The organism is Amycolatopsis sp. NBC_01488 (genome assembly GCF_036227105.1).
In the GTDB taxonomy this organism is placed as follows: domain Bacteria; phylum Actinomycetota; class Actinomycetes; order Mycobacteriales; family Pseudonocardiaceae; genus Amycolatopsis.
In genome coordinates this window covers 1851299-1869225 of record NZ_CP109434.1, presented here as the reverse complement: position 1 = coordinate 1869225, position 17927 = coordinate 1851299, and the positions used below count along the sequence as shown (strand labels likewise).

Here is a 17927-nt window from a genome sequence, read left to right as displayed (position 1 = left end):
GTCAGGACTCGGCGATCACCTGCCGGATCAGCCGGATCGAGTCCGGTTCGTCGTACGCGAGATCGGCGAGGTGGCGGAAAGCCAGCCTAGCAGTGCTGACGTCCTTGGCTTTCTCGAGTTGGAGCGAGCCGAAGCCGTGCTCGATGTAGGCGATGTCCGGTTCGGCGAGGCGCGGATAGCTGAGGACAATGAAGCTGCCGTTCCGCCCGGAGTGGATGCCGTGGTTGATGGGCACGACCTGCACCGTGACGTTGGGCAGTCCCGCACGCTCGACGATGTGCTCGAGCTGCGCGCACTGGTCGTCCGGAAGGAGATCGGGGCGCCGGAGGACGGATTCGTCGATGATGGCGTGGTACTTCAGCGGCGGGTCCTCGGTCAGCCTGGCCTGGCGACGCAGGCGGACCGCGATCTCGGTCTCCAACCGGCGGCCAGACAACGGGTCCCGCGCACCGGCGAACGCGGCGCGCATCCCGGCTTCGGTCTGCAGCAGCCCGGGTACGAAGCCAAGCTGGTACTCGCGGACCTCGTCGGCGTCGGCCTCCAAAGGGACATAGCCCATGTCGTTGAGGCCGTAGGCGTGCCACCAACCCTTCTCCCAGGCGCGGTCGTACTGGCGGACCCAGTCGTCGTAGTCCGACACGATCACGCCGTAGCGGTCGAGCAGGGCCAGGAAGCCGTTGTAGTCCGGCAAGTGACCCAGCTCGATGCGGCTCATCTTGTTCTTGTTGAACCGCATGGGCTCGCCGGCTTCGACCTGGGTGAGTCCCGCGTCCTCACGCAGTCGTCTGAGCTTGTTCGCGAGCAGGCGCTTGCGGGCGTTGGGCTTCGGCCGGTCCATGCACGGATCGTAAGGTGTGACTGCGCACGGTGAGATTCCTACGACTCGCGGCGGGCGTTCTGCAGGGCCAGACCTCGAGGTGTGGCCAAACGGGTGATCAGGGCGAACAGTCCGTCGCACACCAACGCCAGTACCACCGCGGCCAGGCCGCCCGCGAAGATCTCACCGTAGCCCGACGCGCCGAGCGCGAAGCCGTCGACGATGTAGCGGCCGAGGCCGCCGCCGTCGTTGACGATCGCGCCGATCGCGACCGTGGCGATCAGCTGGAGGAACGACACCCGAGCGCCCGCGAGGATCACCGGGGACGCCAGCGGGAGTTCGAGCCGGAGCATGATCTGCCCCTCGCGATAGCCCGTTCCGCGGGCCGCGTCGACCGTCTCCTGCTCCAGTGACACCACGCCCGCGTACGTGTTGGTGAACAGCGGCGGCATCGCCAGCGCGACGAGGGCCAGCAGCAACGGCCAGAACGTCGTGTCCAGCTCCCAGCGGCTCGCCAGGAACCAGAACAGGATGATCAGGCCGAAGCTGGGGATCGCGCGGCCGATGTTCACCGCGCTGCTCGCGAGGAACGCGCCGCGCCGGTAGTGGGCGAGCCACAACGCGGCCGGGATCGTCAGCACGGCCGCGATCACCAGCGCCAGCAGGGAAAACCGCAGGTGCTCCAGCGTCCGGTACGGGATGCCGGCCTTGTCGGTCCAGCTCCAGCGGTTCGGGTCCGCGAGCCACGCGTTCAGCTGGTCGAAGAAGCTCATCGCGTCCGCACCTTCCGCGACCACGGCGCCAGCAGGCGCTCGCTGAGCCACAGCACCAGGTCCACGACCACCGCCAGGACCACCGACAGCACCACGCCGACGAGGATCTCGGTCGGGTTGGGCGTCGCCGTCTGGATGCCCGCGCGGATGAAGTAGCCGAGGCCGCCGAGGCCGAGCATCGACGTCACCGTGACCAGGCCGATCGTCGTCACCGCGGCGACGCGCAGCCCGGCGATCACCACCGGCAGCGCGAGCGGCAGCTCGATCTGCCAGAGCAGCTTGCCGCGCGTGTAGCCCATGCCGATCGCGGCTTCGCGGACCTCGTTCGGCACCTGGTCGACGCCCGTGACGATGTTGCGGACCAGGATCAGCAGCGTGTACGTCGCGAGCGGGATCATCGCGGTGAGGAACGTCAGCCCGAAGAACGGCACCAGCAGGGCGAACGCGCCGAGGCTCGGGATCACGTAGAGCGCGCCGGCCGCGCTGAGGATGAAACCGTACGACCAGCGGAACCGCAGCGAGAACACGGCGAGTGCGATCGAGACGACCAGCCCGACGCCGAGCGCGGCGGCGGTCAGCGAGATGTGTTCGCCGAGCCGCTGGACGATGTCGTCCGCGTTGCGGTCCACCCACTTCCACTGGAAGATCGGGGGCCCGCTGTCGGCGGCCAGCGGCGTCACCGCGGTCACGTGCACTCGGCGACCCTACCCCGTTCGGGGCGTTCCGATTCCGAAGGCTGGGAATTTGAGCGATTTTCTCCCAATATGTGGGCGCTTGTCGGCGGGCGGGGCTAGGGTCCTTTCGTCTGTTCGAGTGACGAAGGAGTGGGGATTCGTGCGCTGGTTCCGGAACGCGTCCGTGGTGGCGGTGGCCCTCGCGGCGACGCTCGGCTTGGCCGCCTGCGGTGGCAGCGGCAGCGGTGACAAGCCCGCCGCGCAGAGCAAGGGTGGCGCGCCGATCGTCGTCGCGTCCTTCAACTTCACCGACAGCCAGATCCTCGCCGAGATCTACGCGCAGGCGCTGGAGGGCAAGGGCTACCCGGTGACGCGCAAGCTGAACCTGGGGTCGCGGGAGCTGATCTACCCGTCGCTCAAGTCCGGTGAGCTGCAGTTCATCCCGGAGTACCAGGGCGCGGCGATCACCACCGGCTTCGGCAAGGAAGCGGGCAAGACCGCGCAGGAGGAGCACGACCAGCTGGCCAAGCTGTTCGAGCCCAGCGGCGTCTCGTTGCTGAACTACGCCGCGGCCGAAGACAAGAACACCTACATCATCAAGTCGGACCTGGCGAAGTCCAAGGGCATCGCGTCGATCAGCGACCTGAAGAAGCTCGACAAGGTCGTCATGGCAGGGCCGCCGGAGTGCGAGAAGCGCCTTCCGTGCTTCAAGGGCTTCACCGACGTCTACAAGCTGACGAACGCGACCTTCCAGACCATCCAGGAAGCCGGGCCGCGGGTCGAGCAGCTGAAGTCGGGTGCCGTCACGGTGATCCCGGTCGACTCGGTCAGCCCGCTGACCGGCGACTCGAACTACACCGTGCTCAAGGACGACCTGAACATCGTCCCGACCGAGAACGTCGTGCCGGCGGTGAACAAGAAGGTGCTCGACGAGCGCGGCGCCGACTTCGCGAACGCGGTCAACGCGGTGAGCGCGAAGCTGACGACCGACGTGATGCGCGACCTGAACAAGCGCGTCGACTCGGACGGTGAGAAGGCGGCCGACGTCGCGAAGGACTGGCTGTCGCAGGCGGGTCTCTAAGCCGTCCCACGCACGACCCAGGCGCGGGCCGAAAGCGGGATCGAGCCGTCCGGGTTCGTCGGCAGGCGGCTGCGCAGGAGTTCACGGATCTGGGCCCGGCGGGCCTCGCGGAGCGTCGCGAGGTACGCCGGGGCCGGGCCTTGGGCGCCGAGGAACGGCGTCCAGTAGTCGTCGAAGTCGCGGAACACGGTCGGGATCTTGATTTCCCCCACCGAAACCGCCTGCAGGCCCGCTTCGGTCCACAACCGGCCGAAGGGCTCCGGACGGCACAGCGGGAACTGGCGGCCTTCGTGCAGCTCCGCGACCCCCGGGTCCAGCTCGGTCGCGGTGTCCCAGAACAGCCGGATCAGCTCCATGCCCTCCGCGAGGTCCCACAGGTACGCCGCAGCCAGGCCGCCCGGGGCCGTCACGCGGGCGATCTCCGCGGCGGCCGCCGCCGGGTCGGGGACGAAGTTCAGCACCAGCCCCGACACCACGACGTCGAACCGATCGTCCGGGAAGGGGAGGTCGCGGGCGTCGGCGACCGAGAACGACGCCCGCCGATCGGTCACGCCGGCGCGCGCCGTCTTCAGGAACCCTTCGGACGGGTCGACGCCGACGACCTCGGCGGGATCGGCCGCGGTCAGCACCGCCGACGTCAGCGCGCCGGTGCCGCAGCCGACGTCGAGCCAGCGGCGGGCCGCCGGGACGTCGAGCTGCCGCACGAACGTCTCCGCGATCCGGCGGCTCCACCGTCCGATGTAGGCCTCGTAAGCGTCACCCGACTGCCACATGGTCTGGAGTACAGCACACTGGAGTACCCAAAAGCCGCTGGTCAGCTGTTGGCCAGATCACCCGTCGCCGCGTTGCCCGCCGACGTCGCGCGGCGAAGGAAACCGGCGATCAGCGCCAGCTCCTCCTCGCTGTAGCCGGCGCAGAGGTCGTCCATCGCCGTGTTCATCCCCGCGTACAGCCGGAACAGCTCGGCGTTGCGGCCGCGGACCGCGCGCACCTCGACCGCGCGGCGGTCGGCGGCGTCGGGGTCGCGTTCGCGGACGATCCAGCCGCCCTTCTGGAGGCGGTCGAGGATCCCCGTCATCGTCGCCGGGTGCAGCCCGGCGCGGCGGGCCAGCGCGCTCGGGCTCACCGGCCCGTGCCGGGCGATCAGCTCGAGGCAGTCCAGGTCGACGTCGTTGAGCGCGAGGTGGGCGCTGACCTGGTGGTTCAGCAGGGAAAGCTGGTTGCGCAGGTCCCGCAGCGACTCCTTGAGCGCCACGGTCGCGCGCCGCCGGCCGACGGCCTCCGAGGTGGGCCTCATGAGCGTCAGCCTACTGTGCGGTTCGTTACTGACCCGACCGCAGTCACGGCCGACAGCTTTCGTGGCAACGTTGCGTGCGGCTCGGGGGACGGCCTGCTTCCGGCCGGATCAGTAACGCGGTGGGCGACGTCCCGGCCGGTGGTGGAATCGTGGACCACACTCGACACCCGAAGGAGAAGGAGCGAAATGGGAAAGGTCACGGCCACCGCGGAGCGCACCATCGACGCCCCGGCCGACAAGGTCCGCGCGCTCGTCGCCGACTACGCCGAAACGCGCCCGAAGCTGCTCACCGAGCACTACCGCGACTACGAGGTGACCGAGGGCGGCGTCGGCGCCGGGACCAAGGCCGGCTGGAAGCTGCAGGCGACGTCCAAGCGCGTCCGCGACGTCAAGGCCACGGTCACCGAGCCTCGGCCCGGAACGCTGGTCGAGACCGACGCGAACTCCAGCATGGTCACCACGTGGACGGTCACCGAGGCCGGAGAGAAGAGCGTCGTCCGGATCGAGACGTCGTGGGAGGGCGCCGGTGGCATCGGCGGCTTCTTCGAGAAGACCTTCGCGCCGGGCGGGCTCAAGAAGATCTACGACGGCGTGTTAGGGAAGCTTGGCGAGATAGTGTGACAGCGGCGCGGAGCGCCTCCGCTGAGGGTGGCGGCGGGGAAGAAGGTTGGGTGTGACGAGTCACGATCGGAATGTGCGCCCCGGTTAGCCGGTTGCACCGGGTGGCATCCGGGGCGCCTGCCCCGCTTCGAGATTTGAGGAGTTCGACGGTGAACGCACCCACTCAGGCGACCGAAATCCGGCTGGCGTCGCGTCCGGAAGGTGTTCCGACGCACGACAACTTCGACGTCGTCGACACCGAGATCCCGGCCCCCGGCGAGGGGCAGATCCTGGTGCGCAACCTGATCATGAGCGTCGACCCCGCGATGCGCGGGCGCATGCGCGACGTCAAGTCGTACGCGCCGCCGTTCGAGGTCGGCGAGGTCATGTCCGGCGGGGCGGTCGGCGAGGTCGTCGAGTCGAACGTCGACGACGTCAAGCCGGGTGACCACGTGCTGCACCAGGCCGGCTGGCGCACCCACGCCGTCCTCGACGCGAAGCGCTACGTCAAGGTGGACGCTTCCGCGGCCCCGCTGTCGACGTACCTCGGCGTGCTGGGCATGCCGGGCCTGACCGCCTACGCGGGCCTGCTGGAATCGGCCGAGTTCAAGCCGGGCGACACGGTGTTCGTCTCCGGCGCGGCCGGCGCGGTCGGTTCGCTGGTCGGGCAGCTCGCGAAGCTGAAGGGCGCCAAGCGCGTCATCGGCTCGGCCGGGTCGGCGGAGAAGGCCCGGCACCTGGTCGAGGACCTCGGCTTCGACGCGGCGTTCAACTACAAGGACGGCCCGGTCGCCGCGCAGCTCCACGAAGCTGCACCGGAGGGGATCGACGTCTACTTCGACAACGTCGGCGGCGAGCACCTCGAAGCCGCGATCAGCGCGATCAACCTGCACGGCCGGATCGCCGTCTGCGGCATGATTTCCCAGTACAACGCCACCGAGCCGACGCCGGCGCCGCGCAACCTCGCGCAGATCATCGCCAAGCGGATCACCATCCGCGGCCTGCTGGTGATCGACCACTGGGACCTGCAGCAGCAGTTCGTCAGCGAGATCGCGCCACTGGTGAAGTCCGGGCAGATCAAGTACTCCGAGACGTTCGTCGACGGCATCCGCAACGCGCCGGACGCCTTCCTCGGCCTGCTGTCCGGGGCCAACACCGGCAAGATGCTGGTCCGGATCGCGGACTAAAGAAGTTCCGCGAGCTCGGTCAGCGCCGAGATCGTGAACGTCGGCTCGGGCGAGCCGGGCAGCGGGCGGACGCCGGGGCGGGCGAGCAACGCCGTCCGCAGCCCGGCCGCCTGCGCGCCCGCGACGTCCCAGTCGTGCGCGGCGATCATCACCGCGTCCTGCGGTTCGACGGAGTAGGCGGCCAGCACCTGCCGGTACGGCTCCGGTGCGGGCTTGAGCCTGCCCACCTGCTCGGCCGAGAAGACCCGGTCGAAGAGCGTGGCCAGGCCGGAGTTCTGCAGCTGCGCCTCGGCGGTGGCGAGCGGCGAGTTCGTCAGCGCGACAACGTCGTGGCCGGCTTCGCGCAGACTGGTGAGGCCCGCCTCGACGTCGGGGTGCGCGGGCAGGTTCCGGAGTCCTTCGCCGACCTTCGCGAGGTCGACTTCGCGGCCGTGCCTCCCGGCGACCTCGATGGCAGCGTTCCCGGCGATGCCCGCGAAGTCGCGGTAGCCGCCGGTCGCGGTGACGGTCAGGACGGTGTGGATGGCCAGCCCGAACCACTCGCGCCGCAGCTCGGGGCCGCCGACGAGGTCGTCCATCGCGGCGAGGTCGAGGAGGGTCTCGTTGACGTCGAAGACGCACAGCATGCGGAACTCCGGAGGTTCGAAGGTCGTCGTACCTCATCGAAGGTACGACAGGTGTCGTACCATGCCCAGCATGCCCGGTGAACTGCCGACCCCGGAGATGGCCGACGTCGACCTCGGCGCCGTCCTGTCCGCCCTCGCCGACCCGCACCGCCGCGCGGTGGTGCTGGAACTCGTCGACGGGGACGGCGCCGAGCGCGCGTGCTCGTCGTTCCCGCTGCCGATCGCCAAGTCGACCCGGACGCACCACTGGCGGGTGCTGCGCGAAGCCGGCCTGGTCCGGCAGCGCGACGCGGGCAACGGCACGTTCGTGCGCCTGCGCCGGGACGAGTTCGATGCGCGGTTCCCGGGCTTGCTCGACGTGGTCGCCGGGATCAGTACTGCTCGTGCAGTGCCCGCTCGTTGAGACCGGCGTCGAGTTCTTCGGCCGGCGTCGGCAGGGACAGCTGGTCGCGCAGGATCGTGTCGTCGATGATCCCCATGGCCCCACGCTAGCGCGGACCACCGACAGTTCTGCCCGCGATCGCGATCCGCGCGGCCTCCGTCGACTTCTGCACCACCAGGTCCACCGAATAGCCGTGCTTCACGAACACCCCGTCCAGCTGGAACGTGCCGTAGCCGTGGGCCTGGGTGAACAGCTGCTCCATCAGCTCCAGCGCCGTCGCCGGGTCGGGGACGACCGCCAGGCAGCGCATCAGGAACTCGTCCGTCAGGCGGCGGGTCTGCTCCAGCAGCTCGACGTGCTCCGGGCCGTGGAGGCCGTCGGCGTAGATCACGTTCATGCCGGCGCGGCGCTCGATCAGGTAGCGCGTGTACGCGCCCGCGCCCGCGGCCAGTGCGTCCGCCGGGTCGTCGTGCTCGCTCGCGGCGGAACCCACGCGGTCGGCCAGCTGGCAGGCGATGTGGCAGGCGACCTCCGCCAGCAGGCTTTCGCGGTCGGCGAAGTGCCGGTACGGCGCTCCTGGGCTGACCTTCGCCAGCTTCGCGACCTTCGCGACCGAGAAGCCTTCGAGGCCCTGCTCGGCGATCAGGACAAGGGAGACGCGCACGAGCTCGGCCCGGAGGTCGCCGTGGTGGTACTTGCCGCCCATGACCTGGATCACGTCTCCCGATCGAAATATGTAAGACCCCTCTTACGTAGACATGTAAGAGACCTCTTACGAGGACCAACGGTACCTGAACCTGGAGGGTTCCATGAGCACCACCACGCACGCCATCGCCGCACCGGCGCCGGGTGCGCCGCTCGCACCGACCACGATCGAGCGCCGCGACCTGCGCGCCAACGATGTCTTGATCGACATCGCCTACGCCGGCATCTGCCACAGCGACATCCACCAGGCCAAGGAAGACTGGGGCCAGGCCATCTTCCCGATGGTCCCCGGCCACGAGATCGCCGGCGTCGTCGCCGCGGTCGGCTCGGCCGTCACGAAGTACCAGGTCGGCGACCGCGTCGGCGTCGGCTGCATGGTCGACTCCTGCGGCGAGTGCGAGTACTGCCTCGCCGGCACCGAGCAGTTCTGCGTCAAGGGCAACGTCCAGACGTACAACGGCGTCGGCTTCGACGGCGAGAACACCTACGGCGGCTACAGCAACCAGATCGTCGTGAAGGACGCCTTCGTCTGCCGCATTCCCGAGGGCATCAGCCTCGACATCGCCGCGCCGCTGCTGTGCGCGGGCATCACCACCTACTCGCCGCTGCACCACTGGGGCGCCGGGCCGGGCAAGAAGGTCGCCGTGATCGGCCTCGGCGGGCTGGGGCACCTGGGCGTCAAGATCGCCGCCGCGATGGGCGCCGAGCTGACCGTGCTGAGCCAGAGCCTCAAGAAGCAGGAGGACGGCCTCAAGCTCGGCGCGACCGACTACTACGCGACCAGCGACGAGGCGACGTTCGACGTCCTCAAGGGCAAGTTCGACGTCATCCTCAACACCGTCTCGGCCAAGCTGCCGGTGGACGCCTACCTGAGCCTGCTGAAGGTCGGCGGCGCGATGGTGAACGTCGGCGCGCCAGGGGAACCGCTGTCGTACAACGCTTTCTCGCTGCTGGGCGGCAACAAGGTGCTGGCCGGGTCGATGATCGGCGGCATTGCCGAGACCCAGGAGATGCTCGACTTCTGCGCGGAGCACGGCATCGGCGCCGAGATCGAGACCATCTCGGCCGACAAGGTCAACGAGGCCTACGAGCGCGTCGAGAACTCCGACGTGCGCTACCGCTTCGTCATCGACGCCTCGACCATCGGGGCGTGACGGAACTGCACGGCAGCCGGTCAGAACACCACTGTCCGGTTGCCGTGCACCAGCACCCGGTTCTCCAGATGCCAGCGCAGGCCGCGGGCGAGGGTGACCTTTTCGATGTCCCGGCCCTTGCGGACCATGTCCTCGACGGAGTCGCCGTGGTCGACGCGGATGACGTCCTGGTCGATGATCGGGCCCGCGTCGAGATCCGCCGTCACGTAGTGGCAGGTCGCGCCGACCAGCTTCACGCCGCGGGTGTGCGCCTGGTGGTACGGCTTCGCGCCGATGAACGACGGCAGGAAGCTGTGGTGGATGTTGATCGCGCGGCCCGCCCAGTCGCGGCACAGGTCCGCGGGCAGGATCTGCATGAACCGGGCCAGCACCACCGCGTGCGGCTCGTGCTCGTCGACCAGCTTCCGGACCTCTTCGAACGCCGAAGCCTTGTCGCCGGCCGGGAACGGCACGTGGTGGAACGGGATGCCGTGCGCGCGGGTGATGTCGGCCAGCGACTCGTGGTTGCCGATCACCGCCGCGATGTCGACGTCGAGTTCGCCGGACGCGACGCGGCCGAGCAGGTCGTACAGGCAGTGCCCGGCCTTCGAGACGAGCACCACCGCGCGGCGCCGCTCGCCGGTGTCGCTGACCTGCCAGCTCGACTCCGCCGAGAGGTCCGCGGCCACCTCGCCGAAGCGGGCGCGCAGCTCGGCGGCGTCGAACGGCAGTGAGTCGGCCCGGACGACCTGGCGGGTGAAGAACCAGCCCGTGTCGGGGTCGGTGTGGTAGGCCGCTTCGACGATCCAGCCGCCGTGCTCGGCGAGGAACCCGGAGATCCGGGCGATGATGCCGGTGCGGTCGGGGCAGCCGAAGGTGATGACGTAGCGGCGTTCGGGAGCGGTCACGCGGGCATTGTCCCTCGCGCTGGTCAGGGCGCCGCGAGCGGTGCGAGGTCACCCCTGACGGACGCCTGGTGCGGACGCCCCCACAGCGCGCGGTAGACGTCGTCGGCGGTGCCGTCCAGTTCGGCCTTCGGCTCGCCGAGGGTCCACGTCCGCTCCGGCGTCGTGACGCGGACGTCGGCCTTCTTGCCCAGGCGAGGGGTGAGGTACGTCAGGAACTCGTCGACGCCGTCGTTCGCGAACCGCGTCGAGAAGCGCGTCGGCAGAGCGTTGGCCAGGGCGTTGGCCAGGGCCGATTCGGCGTCGAGGCGGTGGATCGCCGTCTCGTGGGCCATCCGGCGGGTCCAGTCGCCGACCGTCGCGGCGAAGCCCGGGTACGGCGAAAACGCCGGGGTGCCCGGGTCCCGGCCCAGTGCTTCGCGCAGGGCCAGGCGCTGGCCGTCCCACCAGCCCAGGACGTCGGCCCAGTCCTTGGGCGGCTCCGGGCGCACCGGCCGGTTCACCGCCAAGCCGACGGCGAAGCCGTGCACGAACGCGATGTGCGACACCAGGTCATGGACAATCCACTTCGGACAGTTCGGCACCGGTGCCGTCGGGCCGGCGGTCAGCGCCGCCCGCTTCAACCCGTCCGCGTGGACGTCGATCGCTTCGAGCAGCCACATGCGCCGACCGTAGCCGTCGCCCCGCCTCGATGGCGAAGACCAGGCCCAAGCCGAGGCTGAACGACAGGAGCAGGCCCTTGACCGGCTCGTCGGCGAAGGCGGCGCCGCCGGCGAGGCCGATCAGCACGCTGTATCCCGCCCAGATCGCCGCGCCCGCGAGGTCGAGCGGGACGAACCGGCGCAGGGGATACCCGAGGCTGCCGTTGGCGAGCGCGCTCGCGACGCGTCCGCCGGGCAGGTAGCGCGCGGCGATGATCAGCAAGCCGCCGTTGCGCCGCACCTGGTGACGCGCCCATTCGTAGCGCCGCTTCCCGTCCGCGCCGCGCTGCAGCCGCGCGATCGCGCGCGGCCCGGCGACCCGGCCGACGGCGTACCCGAGGCAGTCACCGGTCCACGCGCCCCCGGCGGCGACCGCGGCCAGCAGGGCGAGGTTCGCCGGGTCGGGACCGAGCAGGACGGCCACCGTCACGACGGTCGTCTCGCTGGGCATGAACGGCAGGAGCGCGTCCAACCCGGACACGGCGAACACCAGCACCCACAGCCACGGCGAGCCGAGGGCGTCGCGCAGCAGGTCGGTGATCTGCCCCAGGAACTCCACGGGTCAATGGTGATCACCGCAGGTCACTTCGGGGTGACGGAGCGGGGGTGGCCCGATGAACGTTCAGGCGGGGGCGACCGCGGCCCACGGCACGGTCAGCTCGCCGAGCCGGACGCGTGACGGCGGTTCCGCCACCGGCCAGCCCCGGGAAACCAGCAGCCGGACCGTCTCCAGCCAGCGCGAGCGAACCCCGAACGCCTGGTGCGGCGCGGCCGTCGCCCAGCACGCGTCGAGAGAAGAAAGCAGCGCGTGGACGCGCTCACCCGGGACGTTCCGGTGGATCAGCGCCTTCGGCAGCCGTTCGGCGATCGTCGACGGCCTGTCGAGGCCCGCCAGCCGCATCGACAGCGTCAGCGAAACCGGCCCGGCGGCCGAAACCAGCGCCCACGTCGACAGCCGGCCGATCTCGTCGCACGTGCCCTCGACCAGCAGGCCACCCGGAGCCATCGAGTCCAGCACCAGCCTCCACGCGCCCGCGACTTCGTCCTCCGCGTACTGCCGCAGGACGTTGAACGCGCGCACCAGCACGGGCCGTGTCCCGGCCAGCTCGAACCCGCCGCGCCGGAAGTCCAGGAACGGCGGGGCGGCGGCCGGCTGCGCAATGGCGACCCGCACGGGGTCGAGCTCCAGGCCCAGCACCCGGACGTCCGGCCGGACCCGGCGCAGCCACCGCGCCAGCTCGACGGTCGTCACCGGGGAAGCGCCGTAACCGAGGTCCACGACCAACGGCGAGGCAGCCGTGCTGAGCAGGCGGGTCGTTGCGGGCGCGTACGTGATCCACCGGTCGACGCGGCGGAGGCGGTTCGGGTTGGTCGTACCGCGGGTCGGCGCGCCGACCGGGCTCAGTTCGCGTCGGCGAGCCACTTCGCCGTGAATTCGGCTTCGCGCTCCAGCAGCTTCGTGACCTGCTCGGCGATCACGCTCTCCAGCTTCCCGCCGACCAGCGGGATCCGGACCGTCACCTCGCCGCTCGTCCGCATGACGGTCTTGTCGCCGTTGGCCAGCAACGCCGTCCGCGCGGTGATCTCGCCCGGGACGCCGCCGACCGCGACCGTCGCGTTGCCCTGGCGGCCGGTGCCGTCGTTGCTCACCCGCCAGGCCTGGGTGCGGGTCACCACCAGGTCGCCCCTGTGCAGTGTCCGCACCGCCTGCGGCAGCTTGTCCGCGCTGATGCCCTGCCGCAGCTCGTACCGCAGGTCCGTGCCGGAGACCTCGTACGACAGCAGCGCCGCGCCGTGCCCGCCGAGCTGCTCGAGCCGAGCCCGCAGCATGTCTTCGCCGGCGACCGCCGCGTACGTCGCGGCCACGTCGGCGGAGAACTCAGCGCGGTGCTCGATCCGGGATCCCATGAGCCGGACAGTACCGTCAGAGCCGTGAACACCGCCCGAACTCCCGCTCTTCCGAAGCTCTCCGCGTACACCACGCTGCGCCTCGGCGGTCCGGCCCGCCACTTCGTCAGCGCCGTGACCAGCGAAGACCTCGTCGCGGCGGTCCGCGAGGCCGACGCGGCCGGCGAGCCGGTGCTGCTGCTCGGCGGCGGCTCCAACCTGGTGGTCGGCGACGCGGGGTTCGACGGCACGCTGATCGAGGTGGCGAACACCGGCTGGCGGCGCGACGGGGCCGTCATCGACGTCGAGGCCGGCCAGAACTGGGACGCCTTCGTCGCCGGGCTCGTCGAAGCGGGCCTGGGCGGGCTCGAATGCCTGTCGGGCATCCCGGGCAGCGTCGGCGCGACGCCGATCCAGAACGTCGGCGCGTACGGCTGCGAAGTCGCCGAGTCGATCGTCTCGGTGGAGCTGTACGACCGCCGGACGCGCGAAGTGCGCACGCTCAAGGCGGACGACCTCGGCTTCGCCTACCGCACGAGCGTCCTCAAGGGCACCGACTCCGGCGTCGTCCTTTCGGTCCGCTTCGAAATCCGCGAGGACGGCCTCTCCGCGCCCATCCGCTACGCCGAGCTGGCGCGCACCCTCGGCGTCGAGATCGGCGCCCGCGTCCCGGCGGCCGAAGCGCGCGAAGCCGTGCTCAAGCTGCGTCGCGGCAAGGGCATGGTGCTCGACGCGGACGACCACGACACGTGGAGCGCGGGCTCGTTCTTCACCAACCCGATCGTCCCGTCGGCCGAGGCGGAAGCGGTCCTGCAGCGCATCACCGAGAGCGTCGGCTCGGAGGTCCCGCAGTACCCGGCCGAGGGCGGCGTCAAGCTGTCGGCGGCCTGGCTGATCGAGCGCGCGGGCTTCGCCAAGGGTTACCCCGGGCCGGGGAACCGCGTCTCGCTGTCGACGAAGCACACCCTGGCGCTGACCAACCGCGGCGACGCGACGACGGACGACCTGCTGGCCCTGGCCCGCGAGGTCCGCGACGGCGTCCACGAGCGGTTCGGTGTTGAACTGCACCCCGAACCGCTCTTGATCAATTGCGTCATTTGAGCCGAACCGGGCAACCTGGACGTGTGTAGGACGTCTTTGTCGACAAAGGCGTGATCCACCTGATCGGCTGGTCTGCGCCTGCCGGGAGGTAACGTCGAACGGGCGACCAGCGCCAAGGGCGTGGACCCGCTGGTCGGTGGGGGACACACAGGAGGTTTGGGTGATCGAACGGCGTACGGTCTTCAAGGCCGCTCTGGCGGCGGGGGCCGCCCTGGTCGCCGCGGCGTGTTCGAGCACGAACGACGGCACCGCGTTCCCCGCCGGCGCGGCGAACTCCGACGGCGAGGGCGGTGCCCAGCCCGTGGCGAAGATCACGGCCGAGCCCGCGGTCAACGCCAAGGATGCCCCGGTCCTCAAGCCCGTCGTGGTGAAGGTCGCCGAGGGCAAGCTCACCGAGTGCAAGGTGACCGCCGACGGCGGCAAGGCCGTCAAGGGCGACACCGCGCCGGACGGGCTCACCTGGACCAGCTCCGAGCCGCTCGGCTACGGCAAGACCTACACCTACGCGGCCAAGGCCACCGGCACCGACGGCAAGCCGGTCGAGCTCGCCGGCACGTTCACGACGATTTCCCCGGCCAAGCAGGTCCGCGCCACGCTCAACCCGGCCGACAACCAGCAGGTCGGCGTGGCCATGCCGATCAGCGTCAAGTTCGCTTCGCCGGTCAAGGACCGCGCGGCCGTCGAGAAGGCCCTGTCCGTGAAGACGGACAAGGACGTCGAAGGCGCCTGGGGCTGGCTGTCCGACAGCCAGGTCGACTACCGGCCGAAGGAGTACTGGCCGCAGAACATCACCGTGAGCGTCGAGGCGAAGCTGTACGGCGTCGAGCTGGGCGGTGGCGCGTACGGCAAGGCCGACGTCACCACGAAGTTCAAGATCGGCCGCAACCAGGTGGTCAAGGTCAACACCCCGGACCACCAGATGCGCGTCTACCGCAACGGCGCGCAGTACAAGAGCTACCCGTGCGCGAACGGCCTGGACGCCGAGGTCGACCGCAACACCCCCAACGGCACCTACATCATCATGACCCGGGAGCCGACCGCCGTCTTCGACAACGCCCGCTACGGCTACACGAACGTCAACAAGAAGTGGGCCTGCCGGTTCTCCAACCACGGCGAGTACATCCACGAGAACCAGGACAATGCGGCCAACATCGGGAAGAACAACAACTCCCACGGCTGCGTCAACCTCCTCGAGGCCGACGCCAAGGACTACTTCGACTCCGCGCTGATCGGCGACCCGGTCGAGATCACCGGGTCCCAGCTGAGCCCGCCGATGGCCTCGGACGTCAAGGACTGGAACTACAGCTGGTCGGCCTGGAAAGCGCTGGGTGCGAAGTAAGCCGTGCGCACCGAAGTCGTCGGGCACGGCGGGACGCGGCTCGGCCTGCGGGTCGAGGGTGCCGAGAACAGCAGGCCGATCGTCTTCGTGCACGGCTGGGCGCAGTCGTCCGGGGCGTGGGCGGCGCAGCTGGCCGACCCGGCGCTGACCGAGCGGTTTCGCCTGGTCGCGATGGACCTGCGGGGCCACGGCGCGTCCGACGTCCCGGCCGCGGGCTACGACGACCCGGTGGCCTGGGCCGACGACCTCGCCGCGGTGCTCGACTTCGCCGGGCCGGACGCGATCGTCGTCGCCTGGTCGTACGGCGGCCTGGTGCTGACCGACCACATCCGGGTGCACGGCACCGCCCGGCTGCGCGGGATCGTGCTCGTCGGCGCGATCACCGAGATCGGCCGCGACCGGGCCGGTGGCCGCGTCGGGCCGCTGATGCGTGCGCACATGCGGGCGATGCTTTCGGACGATCCGGACATCGCGGTCCCGGCGCTCACCGCCTTCAGCCGCGGCATGGCCGCCCGGCCGGTGCCCGGCGCGCAGGTCCAGGCCCTGCTCGGCGCTTCTCTGAGCGTGCCTCCTTCGGTGCGCGCGGCCCTCTTCCGCCGCGACCTCGGCAGCGAAGAAGTCCTGGCCGCGGTCGACAAACCGACCCTGGTGGTGCACGGCTCGCTGGACCGCGTGATCGACCCCGCGGCGGCGGAGCACACCATCGGGAAGATTCCGGGTGCCACCGGGCGTTGGTTCCTTGACGGGGGGCATGCGCCCTTCGCCGAGTCCGCGGAGGAGTTCGACGCGGTACTCCGGCAGTTCGCCGAGGAATGCTGACGTAACGCGGGAGACGACCAGGTGACCAGCTCCATCCGGGGGTTCCGTGCTGCGCCGCGCAGGGTCGCGGTGCTGTCCGTGCACACTTCGCCGCTCGAGCAGCCGGGGACCGGCGACGCCGGCGGCCTGAACGTCTACGTCAGCCAGACGGCGACCGAGATGGCCCGCCAGGGTGTCGAGGTCGAGGTGTTCACGCGCGCGACGGCGTCGGACCAGCCGCCGGTGGCCGAGCTGGCGCCGGGCGTGCTCGTCCGGCACGTGCAGGCGGGCCCGTTCGAACCGCTGAGCCGCGACGAGCTGCCCGCGCAGCTGTGCGCGTTCACCTCCGGCGTGCTGCGCACCGAGGCCTTCCACGAGCCCGGGTACTACGACCTCATCCACTCCCACTACTGGCTGTCGGGCCAGGTCGGCTGGCTCGCCCGCGACCGGTGGTCGGTGCCGCTGGTGCACACCGCGCACACCCTGGCCAAGGTCAAGAACGCCGCGCTCGCCGAGGGGGACAAGCCCGAGCCGCGCGTGCGGGTCATCGGCGAGGAGCAGGTGGTCGCCGAGGCCGACCGGCTGGTCGCCAACACCGCCGTCGAGGCACGTCAGCTGATCGACCTCTACGACGCCGAGCCGCACGCGGTGCACGCCGTGCCGCCGGGCGTCGACCTCGCACGCTTCACGCCGGGCTCGCAGGCCGTCGCGCGGGCCGAGCTGGGCCTGGCCGACGACGACGTCGTGCTGGCGTTCGCCGGCCGCATCCAGCCGCTGAAGGCGCCGGACGTGCTGCTGCACGCGGCCGCGGCCCTGCTCCGCCGCCGTCCCGAGCTGGCCTCCCGCCTGGTCGTGCTGATCGTCGGCGGGCCGTCGGGCACCGGGCTGGAGCAGCCGCAGGCGCTGCGCGAGCTGGCTGTCTCGCTGGGCATCGAGCGGCAGGTCCGGTTCCTGCCGCCGCAGCCGGGCGAGGCGCTCGCGCGGGTCTTCCGCGCCGCCGACGTCGTCGCGGTGCCCAGCTACAACGAGTCGTTCGGCCTGGTCGCGCTGGAGGCGCAGGCGTGTGGGACGCCGGTGGTCGCGGCCGAGGTCGGCGGGCTGCCGGTGGCGGTGCCGCACGGCGTTTCCGGGCTGCTGGTGCCGGGCCACGGCGCCGAGGAGTGGGCGGACGCGCTGGCCGCCGTCGCGCTGCGCCCGGACCGGCGCGCGGAGCTGGCTGCCAACGCCGTCGTGCACGCGCGGCGGTTCTCCTGGCGCCGCACGACGGACGCGCTGCTGGACATCTATGCTCAGGCCACCAGCGCGTTCCGGCACGCGCTGGACCTGCGCACGGAGGTGGCGGTGTGAGCCTGGACGAGCTGATCCAGTCTACTTTGGACTCTGCCGAGCTGAAGTACGACAAACGCGGTCCTGGCAAGTACTTCGTCACGCTGCCGGGTACGAAGAAGCTGCAGACCAACGCGTGGCTCGTCGACGGCGACCACGCGTTTTCGGTGGAGGCCTTCGTCTGTCGCCGTCCTGACGAGTCCCATGAGGACGTTTACCGCTTTCTGTTGCAGCGCAACGCGAAGCTGTACGGCGTGCACTACACAGTGGACAGTCTTGGCGACATCTACCTGGTCGGCCGGTTCGGCAAGGAAACGCTCTCCGCCGACGAGCTCGACAAGGTGCTCGGCCAGGTCCTCGAAGCCGCCGACGGCGACTTCAACACGCTGCTGGAGATCGGCTTCGCGACGTCGATCAAGCGCGAGTGGGACTGGCGCGTCTCCCGCGGCGAGTCGCTGGCCAACCTGCAGGCGTTCAAGCACCTCGTAGGTCCCGAGAAGCCGCACGAACCGGGCTTGACCGAGTCGTGACCCGGGCCGTGCAACGGCCCTGAAGCGGACATCCGTCTCCTCGCCAGTCGAAACTGGAGGGAGAG

At 70.4% G+C, this 17927-nt stretch carries 22 protein-coding genes; 10 read left to right on the top strand and 12 right to left on the bottom strand.

The window, feature by feature from the left end; translation table 11 throughout:
• Nucleotide 1: 1 nt before the first annotated feature.
• From OG738_RS08900 to OG738_RS08890, 3 genes are read right to left on the bottom strand one after another with little or no spacing between them, the layout of a single operon-like run.
• Nucleotides 2-838, bottom strand: a complete 837-nt coding sequence (locus OG738_RS08900) for a helix-turn-helix domain-containing protein (RefSeq protein WP_329052768.1) — start codon at nucleotides 836-838, stop codon at nucleotides 2-4.
• Between the two features lie 38 nt (nucleotides 839-876).
• Nucleotides 877-1590, bottom strand: coding sequence for an ABC transporter permease (locus OG738_RS08895; RefSeq protein ID WP_329052767.1), 714 nt, complete (start codon nucleotides 1588-1590; stop codon nucleotides 877-879).
• Complete coding sequence (locus tag OG738_RS08890; protein WP_329052766.1) at nucleotides 1587-2285, bottom strand: ABC transporter permease; 699 nt, start codon at nucleotides 2283-2285, stop codon at nucleotides 1587-1589. The genes OG738_RS08895 and OG738_RS08890 overlap by 4 nt, the downstream gene beginning before the upstream one ends.
• A gap of 139 nt (nucleotides 2286-2424) precedes the next feature.
• On the opposite strand from OG738_RS08890, the gene OG738_RS08885 reads away from it, so the two are divergent.
• A complete protein-coding gene (locus OG738_RS08885; protein WP_329052765.1) occupies nucleotides 2425-3345 on the top strand; it encodes an ABC transporter substrate-binding protein in 921 nt (306 codons plus the stop codon).
• Here OG738_RS08885 and OG738_RS08880 read toward each other — a convergent pair.
• Entirely contained in the window at nucleotides 3342-4118 is a 777-nt protein-coding gene (locus OG738_RS08880) for a class I SAM-dependent methyltransferase (RefSeq protein WP_329052763.1), read from the bottom strand. The two genes, OG738_RS08885 and OG738_RS08880, sit on opposite strands and share 4 nt — an antisense overlap.
• Before the next feature lie 41 nt (nucleotides 4119-4159).
• Nucleotides 4160-4642 (bottom strand): MarR family transcriptional regulator, encoded by a 483-nt coding sequence (locus tag OG738_RS08875; protein ID WP_329052761.1) that lies wholly within the window; start codon nucleotides 4640-4642, stop codon nucleotides 4160-4162.
• A 186-nt stretch (nucleotides 4643-4828) separates the two neighbouring features.
• Between OG738_RS08875 and OG738_RS08870 the strand changes: the two genes are divergently transcribed.
• Nucleotides 4829-5263: an SRPBCC family protein gene (locus OG738_RS08870; RefSeq protein WP_329052760.1), complete on the top strand. Its 435-nt coding sequence runs from the start codon at nucleotides 4829-4831 to the stop codon at nucleotides 5261-5263.
• Between the two features lie 149 nt (nucleotides 5264-5412).
• Nucleotides 5413-6429: an NADP-dependent oxidoreductase gene (locus OG738_RS08865; protein ID WP_329052758.1), complete on the top strand. Its 1017-nt coding sequence runs from the start codon at nucleotides 5413-5415 to the stop codon at nucleotides 6427-6429.
• Here the strand turns inward: OG738_RS08865 and OG738_RS08860 are convergent.
• Nucleotides 6426-7055, bottom strand: coding sequence for a haloacid dehalogenase type II (locus OG738_RS08860; RefSeq protein ID WP_329052756.1), 630 nt, complete (start codon nucleotides 7053-7055; stop codon nucleotides 6426-6428). The two genes, OG738_RS08865 and OG738_RS08860, sit on opposite strands and share 4 nt — an antisense overlap.
• Before the next feature lie 70 nt (nucleotides 7056-7125).
• Here OG738_RS08860 and OG738_RS08855 point away from each other — a divergent pair, with 70 nt between their 5' ends.
• Nucleotides 7126-7458, top strand: a complete 333-nt coding sequence (locus tag OG738_RS08855; RefSeq protein ID WP_329052755.1) for an ArsR/SmtB family transcription factor — start codon at nucleotides 7126-7128, stop codon at nucleotides 7456-7458.
• 85 nt (nucleotides 7459-7543) lie between these two features.
• Here OG738_RS08855 and OG738_RS08850 read toward each other — a convergent pair whose 3' ends face one another.
• Complete coding sequence (locus tag OG738_RS08850) at nucleotides 7544-8155, bottom strand: TetR/AcrR family transcriptional regulator (RefSeq protein ID WP_329052753.1); 612 nt, start codon at nucleotides 8153-8155, stop codon at nucleotides 7544-7546.
• 91 nt (nucleotides 8156-8246) lie between these two features.
• Between OG738_RS08850 and OG738_RS08845 the strand changes: the two genes are divergently transcribed.
• Nucleotides 8247-9296, top strand: coding sequence for an NAD(P)-dependent alcohol dehydrogenase (locus OG738_RS08845; RefSeq protein WP_329052751.1), 1050 nt, complete (start codon nucleotides 8247-8249; stop codon nucleotides 9294-9296).
• Between the two features lie 20 nt (nucleotides 9297-9316).
• On the opposite strand, the gene purU is transcribed toward OG738_RS08845, so the two are convergent.
• From purU to OG738_RS08820, 5 genes are all read right to left on the bottom strand, one after another.
• Nucleotides 9317-10183, bottom strand: a complete 867-nt coding sequence (gene purU / locus OG738_RS08840) for a formyltetrahydrofolate deformylase (RefSeq protein ID WP_329052750.1) — start codon at nucleotides 10181-10183, stop codon at nucleotides 9317-9319.
• Nucleotides 10184-10206: 23 nt separating this feature from the next.
• The gene (locus tag OG738_RS08835; RefSeq protein WP_329052749.1) at nucleotides 10207-10842 is read right to left on the bottom strand and encodes a maleylpyruvate isomerase family mycothiol-dependent enzyme; all 636 of its coding nucleotides are present in this window, start codon (nucleotides 10840-10842) and stop codon (nucleotides 10207-10209) included.
• On the bottom strand, nucleotides 10733-11440 hold the full coding sequence (locus OG738_RS08830) for a DedA family protein (RefSeq protein WP_329052748.1): 708 nt from the start codon (nucleotides 11438-11440) through the stop codon (nucleotides 10733-10735). The genes OG738_RS08835 and OG738_RS08830 overlap by 110 nt, the downstream gene beginning before the upstream one ends.
• 63 nt (nucleotides 11441-11503) lie before the next feature.
• Entirely contained in the window at nucleotides 11504-12304 is an 801-nt protein-coding gene (locus OG738_RS08825) for a class I SAM-dependent methyltransferase (protein WP_329052747.1), read from the bottom strand.
• Nucleotides 12283-12789 (bottom strand): DUF2505 domain-containing protein, encoded by a 507-nt coding sequence (locus OG738_RS08820; protein ID WP_329052745.1) that lies wholly within the window; start codon nucleotides 12787-12789, stop codon nucleotides 12283-12285. Before OG738_RS08820 ends, OG738_RS08825 begins: the two co-directional genes overlap by 22 nt.
• 24 nt (nucleotides 12790-12813) lie before the next feature.
• Here OG738_RS08820 and OG738_RS08815 point away from each other — a divergent pair, with 24 nt between their 5' ends.
• The 5 genes from OG738_RS08815 to OG738_RS08795 all read left to right on the top strand — a co-directional run bounded on the left by OG738_RS08815 (nucleotide 12814) and on the right by OG738_RS08795 (nucleotide 17862).
• Entirely contained in the window at nucleotides 12814-13869 is a 1056-nt protein-coding gene (locus tag OG738_RS08815; protein ID WP_329052743.1) for a UDP-N-acetylmuramate dehydrogenase, read from the top strand.
• 160 nt (nucleotides 13870-14029) lie between these two features.
• Nucleotides 14030-15208 carry a L,D-transpeptidase gene (locus OG738_RS08810; protein WP_329052742.1) on the top strand — a complete coding sequence of 393 codons (1179 nt, stop codon included), beginning with the start codon at nucleotides 14030-14032 and terminating at the stop codon, nucleotides 15206-15208.
• A gap of 3 nt (nucleotides 15209-15211) precedes the next feature.
• On the top strand, nucleotides 15212-16027 hold the full coding sequence (locus tag OG738_RS08805; protein WP_329052741.1) for an alpha/beta fold hydrolase: 816 nt from the start codon (nucleotides 15212-15214) through the stop codon (nucleotides 16025-16027).
• Between the two features lie 21 nt (nucleotides 16028-16048).
• Nucleotides 16049-17353: a D-inositol-3-phosphate glycosyltransferase gene (gene mshA / locus OG738_RS08800; RefSeq protein ID WP_329052740.1), complete on the top strand. Its 1305-nt coding sequence runs from the start codon at nucleotides 16049-16051 to the stop codon at nucleotides 17351-17353.
• Nucleotides 17350-17862 (top strand): YbjN domain-containing protein, encoded by a 513-nt coding sequence (locus OG738_RS08795; RefSeq protein WP_329052739.1) that lies wholly within the window; start codon nucleotides 17350-17352, stop codon nucleotides 17860-17862. The genes mshA and OG738_RS08795 overlap by 4 nt, the downstream gene beginning before the upstream one ends.
• Nucleotides 17863-17927 lie beyond the last annotated feature (65 nt).